The sequence below is a fragment of the Ginsengibacter sp. genome (genome assembly GCF_057362405.1).
In genome coordinates this window covers 1-11,471 of sequence record NZ_JBMQQG010000142.1, presented here as the reverse complement: position 1 = coordinate 11,471, position 11,471 = coordinate 1, and the positions used below count along the sequence as shown (strand labels likewise).

The window sequence follows — 11,471 nt, the reverse complement described above, 5'->3', positions numbered from 1 at the left end:
TTCGAGATTGCCCATCAATTTATATTTATCAAATAGCAGGCCTGCCAGTAATGCTATCAGTATACCTCCTACTGACCCGGACATACCGCCAAGGCCTGTAACTGATGCGACTGTTTTTTTAGGAAACATATCTGACACAGTTGTAAAAATATTTGCGCTCCATGCCTGGTGCGCTGATGCCGCAAACCCTATGATAAGAACAGCGAGCCACATATTTAAAGAACCCAGCCACTGCGCAAAAATTACAGGTACCACACAAAATGCATAAATGAGCATCGATGTTTTACGTGCTTTGAAAACAGGCCAGCCTTTTTTAATAAAATACATAGGAAGCCAACCTCCAAAAACACTTCCAAATGTGGTCATTGTATAAACGAGTGCAATAGGAAATCCAATGGCCGTTCCTTTAACTCCATATTGCGCATCAAGAAATGCAGGAAGCCAAAAAAGATAGAACCACCATACCGGGTCTGTAAGAAATTTCCCGATAACAAATGCCCATGTCTGCCGGAAACTTAATAATTTAAACCAGGAAGTTTTGGGAGGTTTCTCCTCTAAATCAATCGGCTCATCCAGGTCACTGTTTATGTAGGCAAATTCCTCTTTTGAAAGCCTTTTATTTTTTGCAGGGATTTCATAAATAAATATCCATAAGATTAGCCAAATGAAACCTATGGCGCCGGTTAAAATGAACGCCCAATCCCATCCCCATTTCTCCGCAATCCAGGGAACAGTTAACGGGGCCACTACAGCTCCTATATTTGAACCTGAATTAAAAATTCCTGTAGCGTACGCCCTTTCTTTTTTCGGGAACCATTCACTAACGGTTTTTATTGCAGCCGGAAAATTACCGGATTCGCTAATTCCAAGAAAAGAACGTGCAATACCAAAACCCAATGTGCCGTTTGCCAATGCATGCCCCATTGCTGCAAGGCTCCACGCAAGTGTTGAAAGGGCATATCCTAGTTTGGTACCAACCTTATCGATAAATCTACCGACGAAAATCATCCCTACCGCATAAGACAACTGGAAGGCCATAACGATGTATGAATAGTCTCCCTCGGTCCATTTAAACTGTACTTCAAGGTAAGGTTTCAGTAAACTTATCACCTGCCTGTCGAGATAGTTGATGGTGGTTGCAAAAAATAGCAATGTACAAATCGTCCACCTGTATTTTCCCATAGTCTTCTGCATATCGTATATTTAAAGTATGTTATCTAACTGACCTCACAATATCTAATACCTGCTTAGTAAGCATTTCAATTTTCGCGTAATCTTTCTGTTCCATTAAATCTTTACTCACGAGTTTACTTCCCATTCCCACTGCACATACTCCTGCTTTAAACCAACCTGCAATATTCTCTTTGTTTAAATCAACACCCCCGGTTGGCATAAACAATAAATCGCGAAACAACTCTTTAATCGCACTCATAAATGCAGGGCCTAAAATATTTCCGGGAAAAAGCTTAATCATTTTTGCACCCAAATTTTCTGCACGTATAATTTCTGAAGGTGTCATGCATCCCGGAACCCAAAGCATCTTATTCTTATCCGCCACTGCAGCAACTTCTTCAATAAGGCCGGGGCAAATAATATAATCGGCACCTGCATCAATGAAGGTTTGAGCCATATCGCCATTCTTAATAGTTCCGACGCCCAAATACATTCCCTTTAATTCGCTACTGCATACTTCACGCATTTTTTTGAAATTTTGTAAAGCCGCTTCACCACGGTTCGTGTATTCAACAGCTCTTATTCCGGCATTATATAGCGCTTTTAAGATTTCAATGCTCACTTCAGTATCCTTATAAAAATAGAGTGGCAGTACTCCCTGTTCGGGAATTAATTTTAATAAATCATTTTTTGTATTCATAAAATATATTGCTAAATGAACAATGTTATTGGAATTATATTATTATACCATATTTTTTTACGCAAACGTTACCGTTAGTTGAATATAAGACGATCGAATTTGTTCAACGGTAAAGTACAACATTAACTGTAAAAAGTAATAAAACAGATATATCATTTCTAAAGCATTACGCAATCGTTCCCGTATTTTTTTTGATAATTGTTGCTATAATTCTTGTTGCTTCAACAAATATGAAAGAAATTCGATAAAATTGCTTGATATCATAAATACATCTATTCAAATTAAATTCATAAAAAATCATGGCAAAAAAAGTAGTAACACTTGGAGAAATAATGCTTCGTTTATCAACTCCCGATTTCAAAAGATTTGTTCAGGCAGACAGCTTTGATGTTACTTACGGTGGCGGCGAAGCGAACGTGGCTGCAGCCCTTTGTAATTATGGACTACAGGGAACTTTTGTTTCCAAAGTTCCTGATAACCCAATTGGTCAATCTGCCATAAATCATTTACGGCGTTATGGAGTAGATACACAATTTGTTGCCAGGGGTGGAAAAAGACTGGGTATTTATTTTTTAGAAACCGGTGCGTCTATGCGTGCATCACAAGTAGTATACGACCGTGCTGATGCTGCTATTTCAGAAGCTGAAATTAAAGACTTTGATTTTGATAAAATATTTGATGGCGCTTCCTGGTTTCATACAACCGGAATAACTCCCGCATTAAGTGACAGCGCAGCAGCGCTTACTGAAGCAGCCTTGAAAACAGCAAAAGCAAAAGGAATAACCACAAGTATTGATCTTAACTATCGCAAAAAATTATGGAGCAAAGAAAAAGCTAAAGAAGTAATGACGAAACTTTGTGCTTATGTTGATGTATGTATCGGCAATGAAGAAGATGCAGAGACTACCTTAGGATTTAAAAGTAAAGGAACTGATGTTACAAAAGGCGAATTAAATCTTGACGGTTACAAAGACGTTTTTCAGCAAATGAAAGAAAAATTTAATTTCAAATACATAGCTTCTACTTTAAGAGAAAGCTATAGCGCTTCTGATAATGGATGGAGCGCATTGGTATACGATGGCAATGAATTTTATCATACCAAACAATATGAAGTAAGAATTGTGGATCGCGTTGGTAGCGGCGATTCTTTTGCAAGCGGCTTTATATATGGCCTTGTAACTGATATGGCAATGAAAGATGCCGCCGAGTTTGGTGTTGCAGCTTCTGCATTAAAACATACTATTCCGGGAGATCTGAATCACGCTACGTTAAGCGATGTAAAAGGTTTAATGAAAGGAGATTCGAGCGGAAGAGTTCAACGGTAGTTATTTTTGTTTGAGAATTGTTTATAAAAAATTTACTGTCCATTCCATTTTTTTTTGCTGAATAAACCCGGTGATTGTCGACATTTCCTTTTTGAAGATATATTAATTAAAGCGCTCCTGTAAGCTTTTGAATGAAAGAGTGATCGATCTATTTTGGTTACTAAATGTTTGCCGTATTCTCTTTATTATAAATTCTATTTACTGAAGATCTCTCCCAAATGATTTTAGAATTCTTGACTATTGTTTTCCGGTATGCAAGCGAATTTTCTTAAAAAAACATTTACATTTGGTTAACATAGAATATGCAATGATACAAAGCGGCCAAAAATTATCTGATGATAGTCTGCTGCTGGAACAAGTTAGTTCCGGTAATAAAAAGGCGTTTGACATTCTGTTCAACAAATACTGGGAAGACTCTCTGAACAAAGCATACAAAAGAACAAAAGACCTTGATTCCGCAAAAGATATAGTACAGGAAATTTTCACGCAAATCTGGATAAATAGGCAAACGCCGATAATGAATTTACCTGCTTATTTGAATGTTGCTATTCGCAATAGAGTGATTAAATTTTTTGCAAAGCAAAAACCAACTCATCCTTTTTTTGACGCATTAGATAATATTTCGGAAAAAAGTATGAACGCAGATGCACAATTGCTCTGGAAAGAATTCTTTAATTCTTATAAAGACTTGGTCGAGTCTTTACCTCCAAAAAGAAGACTCATCTTTCGGCTGCGCGTGCAGGATGATTTACCTACAAAAGCTATAGCTAAAGAAATGGGTATAGCAAGAAAAACGGTTCAGAACCAACTTGGCAAGGCTATAGAAACCCTAAGGGTTTCGTTAATCCGCCTTTTTTCAATGGGAATATTGCTGATAATTTTAGCTTCCTGATTTTTCAAAAAAGATTTTTTCATGTAGAATGGGATTCTTCTGCTTTTTCGGGTCAACATACTCGAGCAAACAGCATTTAGTAAATTGATGAACAAGCACCACTTTATAAGTTTATTACACAAATATCTCAAAGGCGAGTCAACAAGGGAAGAACAGGTATTTGTAGAGAAATACTATAACTTATTTCAAAGTGATCCCGACATTTTGGACATGCTAAAATCAAATGAGAAAAAAGCCCTCAAAAATAGTTTAATTGATAGCATCCGGGACAACATCTACAAGAGTGAGCAGGCCGATAAAAAAGTTAGATGGATAAATAAGAGATATGTTAAGCTGGCTGCTGCTGCGATGTTAACCACAGTTCTTATTTCATCAGCATATCTTTTCATAAAGAGTTCTCCGGATAAACATAAGATCAGTGCAGAACAAACAGTTCACGAAGAACATAAAAGAAATCGTGTTATCTTTCTTCCGGATGGTAGTACTGTTATTTTAAGTCCCGGAAGTAAGCTTAATTATCCTTCAACGTTCGACGATGCAAAAACCCGCGAGGTGTATCTCGAAGGCCAGGCTTTTTTTGATATCAAGCATAATAAATCAAGGCCGTTCATAGTACATACAGGCAATTTAGAAACTAAAGTATTGGGAACGGCATTTAATATTAAAGCATTCCCCGGCGAAGACGATATTGTAGTAACAGTAAAGAGAGGACGAGTTAGCGTCAACGATAAAAATAAAGTACTTGGCATTATAACGCCGAATCAACAAATCACTTATGCTAAATCCAAGGTAAAATCTTCAATCCAAGCAGTTAACAATGAGGGCTATTTGAATTGGAAAAAGGAAGATTTACTAATTGATAACCTCACACTTTCTGAAGCAGCAAAACTTATAGAAGATCGCTATAACGTGAAAATAGCAATTAACAACCCTGAAATTGAATCATTGCGTTTCACCACTACTTTTTCTAAAAATGAAGCACTTGATGAGATTTTAAGTAGTATTTGTTTGTTTAATAACCTTGCTTATACCTATAACAAAGAAAAATATATTGTATACATTAAACCTTAAAAAAATTAATAACCAAAAAAATTGCATTATGATTAATCAATTCTATTTTAGAAAAGGCAATTTCTGTTCAATTAAGCTGGAATAATACTTCAGAAAAAACCTCTGAAAATTACTTCAGAGGCAATGTTGCCAGTGCCGACTGCAATCGGCACCACGCATTGTTTTAAATACACTCGAAAACGAGTTCCTTATTAACTTAAAACATACCAAATTTATGAATCTTTCATCATTAACTGAAGAATTCCATAATTTTTTCAAATCAACTGTTAAGAAAAAATTTTTCTGCGAAAAATCAATCATTAAAAACACTATGCGTATTGGAATAGTAACTGCTACCATATTGATTACCACATCTGTCCAATTACTTTTTGCGACTCCACTTAAAAGCCAGCCGATAAATGAAGCAGAAGTTACGCTTGGCCTTAAAGATGAAACCCTGGTGCAGGCTTTTCAGAAAATTGAAGCTGCTACGGGGTATCATTTCATGTATCGGAAAGATGAGATTAAAGATGTCCGTAATTTGAATTTGCCCGTCACCAAATTGACTATTGAGAACTTCTTAAAGATTGCACTGGCAAACACCGACTTGACATACAGGCAGGTGAAGAATCAAATTTTAATAATGCGGTCAAGAAAATTGATTTCGTACTCAAACTTAAAAGACTATAAAATTCCTTATGCCATTAATAACAACGGTATCACAGCTAATATCGTGAGTGGCAAAGTGACGGACGATAAAGGCAATCCTCTGGCGGGAGTAAGCATCACGGTAAAGGGAAGCACTATAGGGACTTCCACTGATAAATCCGGCAATTATGCCATAAATGCACCCGAAAATGGTACACTGATATTTTCTTTTGTTGGATTTATAACCCAGGAGATTGCTGTGAATAATCAATCGCTCATAAATGCAACTCTCAAGGAAGAATCACAGAAACTCAATGAAGTAGTTGTTACTGCGTTGGGAATTAAAAAGAGCAAAAGAGGTTTGGTATACTCGTCTGCTGAAGTGAAGGGCTCTGAGTTTACTGAGGCCCGCGAAAATAATGTTGCAAGTGCTCTTACCGGAAAGATTGCGGGGGTTGACGCTACACAAATTGCATCAGGTCCGGGAGGATCAAGCAGGATAATCATTCGTGGAGTTGGTGCTATTAACGGTTCGGCCAATAACCAACCGCTGTATGTTGTAAATGGCTCCCCCATCTACAACGGAAACGGGGGTGCAGCGGCCAGCAGTACGGGGTTTAACTACGATGTAGGAGATGGAATATCCAGTATAAATCCTGACGATATTGAAACGATTACCGTCCTTAAAAGTGGTGCTGCCGCTGCATTGTACGGAAGCGAGGCAGCTAATGGCGTCATATTAATTACAACAAAATCGGGAAGGGCGCAAAAAGGTATTGGAGTTGACTTTAATACAAATTATGTAACCGGAACACCATCTTCCTACCCAAATTATCAATATGAATATGGATCAGGAAATGACGGTGTGAAGCCAGCTACACAGGCCGCCGCTCTTAGCGCAGGCCGCTTATCTTATGGAGCTAAAGTAGATGGTTCTATGGTAGTACAGTTCGACGGAGTTGAACGTCCGTATTCACCCGTTAAAGTAAAAGACAATGTAAACAACTTCTATCGCCCCAGCACTAACTTCACCAATACCGTCGCTTTCTACGGGGGAAATAATGCACTTAATTTCCGTTTGTCAATGTCCGATTTAGATGCCAAGGCGCAAACACCGAATTCAACATTCGACCGGAAAACTTCCAACCTGAGCGTTACATCTCATCTTGGCAAAAATGATTTTATTACCATTGAAGGCAATGCCCAATACAATTATGAAAAAGGTCATAACAGGCCAAATGTTGGTTACGCCGAATTGAATCCAAGCTGGGCCACTTACCTGCTGGGAAATACCGTAGATATAAGATCTTTGGCACCGGGTTATAATGACAATGGGGATGAAATACAGTGGAACCCTGTACCGGCGGCTCCCAATCCATGGTTCGTTGTTAACAGAACAGGAAATGACGATATAAGAAACCGTTTCATTGGTTCCGGAAGTGTGCAGATAAACATCTTACCTAATTTGTTCGTAAAGGGAATAATCTCTAAGGACTTTATATTTTCTAACCGTTCAAATTATACTCCCATTGGAACCGCATTTACTCCTAAGGGATATTATAATTCCTACGCAGACCAATTCGACATAAGCAACGCACGTGCTACATTGAATTATACTACAAAATTCTTGAAGGACTTTAGTGTTAATGCCTTTGTAGGGGTTAACCGCGAAAGGCACAACTCGCTTTCCAGCAGCATTACCGGTAGAGATTTTATTATACCGGATTTTATCAGTTATACCAACCTGGGAACGCTGGACGTTCCAAATAAATCAGAAAGTCATTTTGGAACTAACTCATTATTCGGTTCTGCAGACCTTGATTTTAAAAGAATCATCTACCTGTCATTTACAGGAAGGAAGGATTGGTTTTCAACTTTAAATCCAGGGAACAACGCCATCTTCTATCCTTCAATAGGTGGAAGCCTTATATTATCTGATGCATTAAAACTTCCGAAAGCAATTAGCTTCCTTAAGCTCCGCGGTTCGTGGGCCCAGGTAGGTAACGCAACGGTCGATCCATATGCTATCAATCAAACCTATAATCTTACACCTGGTGGCTTCAATGGATTACCGGTATTGAATGCATCGAACAGGTTACCAAATCCAGGCTTGCGGCCGTTAACGGTAACAACTTCCGAGGGAGGTTTTGAAATTCAATTCTTCGAAAACCGGCTGGGAATTGACGCTACCTATTATGAACGCATGACGACAAATAACATCCTTCAACCCGATATTTCGAACGCTACGGGATACCTCGCCGGCAATCAAAACGTAGGAACTCTAAGGAACAGGGGAATTGAGTTACTATTCACGGGGACCCCAGTAATAACTCCAAATTTCAGGTGGAACGTGAGTTATAATATGGCCTGGAATAAGAATGAGATTCTGAGTCTCGCTCCCGGATTAACTACACTTACTATAGGATCGGGCATTTCAGGTGGCGTAAACATCATATCGCAGGTTGGATTACCTTATGCAACAATCCAGGCACCTGTGTTCCTGAAGAATGCAAAAGGCATCCAGGTGTATAACAGCACCAGTGGTTATGAACAAAGTGTACGGCAAAATTTGGGCGTTGCCAATCCTCCTTACATAATGGGACTTACCAACGATTTCAGGTATAAAAGATTTTCTCTTAATGTACTGCTTGATGCAAAATTTGGATCAATTGGATATAGCAATTTATGGCAATATGCTTCAAGATTTGGTTTAACGAAGGAAACACTGCCCGGAAGAGAAGGTGGTTTACAAGTAACCGGAGTTGATGAAAACGGGAATGCATTTAGTAAGTTATGGGACGTAACGCTTTTAGATACTTATTACAACAATCGGGGTAATAATTATGCCGGAAGTGTGAATGTATTTAAGACAGACTTTGTAAAACTTCGCAGTCTTATTTTAAGCTATAGTATTCCTGTAAATAAATTAAAGCTGGTTAAAATTCAATCTGCATCTATTGCATTTGTAGCCCGCAATCTTGCCATTTTATACAGAGATAAGAGGGTTAAGGCCGCAGGTTTGGATCCCGAGTTCGAGCAGACCGTAAGTAACACCACCGGTACTGCTGGCACTGGAGAACCAAGAACCCGTGATATTGGATTGAACCTGAATATTAAATTTTAAATCATTAACTCATGAATAAAGAAATTATGAAAATTCAATTTTCAAAGGCTATATATTTTTTATTTTTTGTTTCAATGTTTGCAATGGTTTCATGTAACAAGAAGAGTCTAACGGATCTTAACAAGAATCCGAACACCACCCAAACGGCTGAGCCAGATTACCTGTTTACAGGAGCAATATTAGCAATGCAGGCGTCTAACTATTCCGTTATCGCAGAGGGTATGCAATATTTTTCGACTTATAAAGAAGTTCCTGCCATAGGCGACAAATTCTATAGCTTCAACGGCACAGTTGCAGATTTTACGGGATATTATACCGATAAACTAAACAGGTTGATTCAATTGGAAGCTGCGGTGCAGGATCCTAATGACGTAAATAAACTTTCATTGGTTCGTATTCTTAAAGTGTATGAATTTGATCAGTTAACTGACGTTGCAGGAGATATCCCCTACTCTGACGCCCTAGCGGGCCAAGGCAATTTGACCCCAAAATATGATACTCAGAAAGACATTTATCTCGACATGTTTAAAGAACTGGACGAAGCAGCCGCAGCCCTTGACCCATCTAAACCAACTTTTGGCAGTGCTGATTTACTGTACAAAGGCGACATAGCCAAATGGAAAAAGTTCGCTTATACATTAATGCTGCGTTTAGGTATGCGCCTGACGAATGTGGATGCTACGATTGCAAAAACATGGGTTCAAAAAGCCATAAGCGGCGGAGTTATGACTACGGATGCCGACGTAGCTAAAATTAATTATGCGGACGCTCCCGGCGGCATGAATCCGCAAACGGTATCCATGCGCAATGGTAACTATATTAGTCCAGGGGGTGATAATGTTGAAGGCGGAAAATACGCGGCTACTTTAATAGATTATCTTAAAAACACTAAAGATCCCAGGCTGCCCGTAATATCAGTTGTTTGGGTTCCTACATCGCCGGGCGCAACCACTTACAATGCCGATACTTCCTTTGCTGTGCAACGGGGAATGATAAGTGCAAGCTTAAATACAAAGCCAACTGATTTCGATACTTATTCAGAACCTTCGTTACTTGTATTGAATGTGGCTGCACCAATAATACTGATGGGCCCATCGGAAAGCTACCTGCTTCTCGCAGAGGCCGCTTTAAGAGGTTGGTATAGCGGTTCAACCGCAGAGGAGGCTTATAATAACGGAGTAAGGCATGGAATGACTCAGTGGTCTTTTTATCCGGCAGTGGCTCCAAGTCCAAATATCATAAGCGATGCACAAATCAATGCTTACTTACAACTTAACCCATACCTTTCGGGGGGGAGCTTCGATCAGCAACTGGAGCAGATATCAGTTCAAAAATGGTTAACTTTATTTGGTAATGATTACGAAATTTATGCTAACTGGAGACGTACAGGCTACCCTGTTCTAACACCTGTGAATTACCCCGGCAACGTAACCGGTGGTAAAATGTTTAGGCGCTTCTCATTGCCCAACTCGGAAAATCTCACTAACCAGGCCAATTACCTGGATGCATTGCAAAGACAGGGTTTTGCAGAATTGAACCAGGATAATTTATTAACCAGGGTTTGGTGGGATAAATAAATTGATGCCTCGGGCAGCTTGATTAAGTAATACCATTTTTGGAAAATATTTTTAAAGAAGTAAAAATGAAGCGAAGACAAATTATCAAAGGTATAGGCCTGCTTCCTTTGGGCGGAACTTTTTTAGGAAGCATTCTTCCTGGCCAGTCGCTGCGTGCTGCTCCTTCAAGGACGGCTAAGAGAAACCTCGTGAAAGAACTAGGCATTCGCACCTTTATTAATGCCGCCGGCACATACACCACCATGAGTGCTTCCCTTATGCACGACGAAGTAATGGATGCCATTGACCAAAGTGCTAAAGAATTTTGTATGCTGAATGAAGTGCAGGATAAAGTAGGAGAAAAAATTGCGCAGATTGTTCATGCTGAAGGCGCCATGGTCACTGCCGGCGCCTTTTCTGCCCTTTCGCTGGGGATGGCAGGTATTCTCACCGGCCTGGACCAGGCCAAAGTAAAGCAGCTTCCCCATCGCTTGGAGCAATCGGGTATTAAATCGGAAGTGCTTTTACAAAAAGGACATTTCGACGGCTATGAACAGGCGCTCTATAATACAGGCGTTACCATAATACCTGTTGAAACTGCAGAAGATGTTGACCGCGCCGTGAATGAAAAAACAGCTTCTATGCATTTCTTAAATTGCAATGCACTGGAAGGAAAAATAATGCATGAAGAATGGCTGGCATTGGCCAAAAAGCATAATCTCCCTGCAACTATCGACATCGCTGCTGATGTTCCACCAGTATCCAATTTGTGGAAGTATAATGACATGGGGTTTAGTTTTGTAGCGCTTTCCGGAGGAAAGGCTATCCGAGGTCCGCAGAGTACCGGCATCCTCATGGGCAAAAAAGAAATCATCGCTGCTGCCCGTCTCAATGATTCTCCCAACGGCGTTACTATCGGCCGCGGCATGAAGGTGAATAAAGAGGAGATGCTTGGCATGTATGCCGCTTTAGACAAGTATGTAAACCAGGATCACGACAAAGA

The 11,471-nt window shown here is 39.6% G+C and carries 8 protein-coding genes; 6 read left to right on the top strand and 2 right to left on the bottom strand.

Annotated features, from left to right (window positions below):
- Together ACO1O5_RS11460 and ACO1O5_RS11455 are read right to left on the bottom strand one after the other, a co-directional pair.
- The coding region (locus tag ACO1O5_RS11460; protein WP_486270299.1) for an MFS transporter at positions 1–1,194 on the bottom strand (1,194 nt) is incomplete at its 3' end.
- Between the two features lie 19 nt (positions 1,195–1,213).
- On the bottom strand, positions 1,214–1,873 hold the full coding sequence (locus tag ACO1O5_RS11455; RefSeq protein WP_486270297.1) for a bifunctional 4-hydroxy-2-oxoglutarate aldolase/2-dehydro-3-deoxy-phosphogluconate aldolase: 660 nt from the start codon (positions 1,871–1,873) through the stop codon (positions 1,214–1,216).
- A 299-nt stretch (positions 1,874–2,172) separates the two neighbouring features.
- Here ACO1O5_RS11455 and ACO1O5_RS11450 point away from each other — a divergent pair, with 299 nt between their 5' ends.
- From ACO1O5_RS11450 to ACO1O5_RS11425, 6 genes are all read left to right on the top strand, one after another.
- Positions 2,173–3,198 carry a PfkB family carbohydrate kinase gene (locus tag ACO1O5_RS11450; RefSeq protein ID WP_486270295.1) on the top strand — a complete coding sequence of 342 codons (1,026 nt, stop codon included), beginning with the start codon at positions 2,173–2,175 and terminating at the stop codon, positions 3,196–3,198.
- A gap of 286 nt (positions 3,199–3,484) precedes the next feature.
- On the top strand, positions 3,485–4,090 hold the full coding sequence (locus tag ACO1O5_RS11445; protein ID WP_486270293.1) for an RNA polymerase sigma factor: 606 nt from the start codon (positions 3,485–3,487) through the stop codon (positions 4,088–4,090).
- Positions 4,091–4,177: 87 nt separating this feature from the next.
- Positions 4,178–5,161 (top strand): FecR family protein, encoded by a 984-nt coding sequence (locus ACO1O5_RS11440; RefSeq protein WP_486270291.1) that lies wholly within the window; start codon positions 4,178–4,180, stop codon positions 5,159–5,161.
- 310 nt (positions 5,162–5,471) lie between these two features.
- On the top strand, positions 5,472–8,912 hold the full coding sequence (locus ACO1O5_RS11435; RefSeq protein ID WP_486270289.1) for a SusC/RagA family TonB-linked outer membrane protein: 3,441 nt from the start codon (positions 5,472–5,474) through the stop codon (positions 8,910–8,912).
- Positions 8,913–8,923: 11 nt separating this feature from the next.
- On the top strand, positions 8,924–10,489 hold the full coding sequence (locus tag ACO1O5_RS11430; protein WP_486270287.1) for a SusD/RagB family nutrient-binding outer membrane lipoprotein: 1,566 nt from the start codon (positions 8,924–8,926) through the stop codon (positions 10,487–10,489).
- A 65-nt stretch (positions 10,490–10,554) separates the two neighbouring features.
- Positions 10,555–11,471 (top strand): selenocysteine synthase (locus ACO1O5_RS11425; protein ID WP_486270285.1); only part of this gene is annotated, 917 nt, incomplete at its 3' end.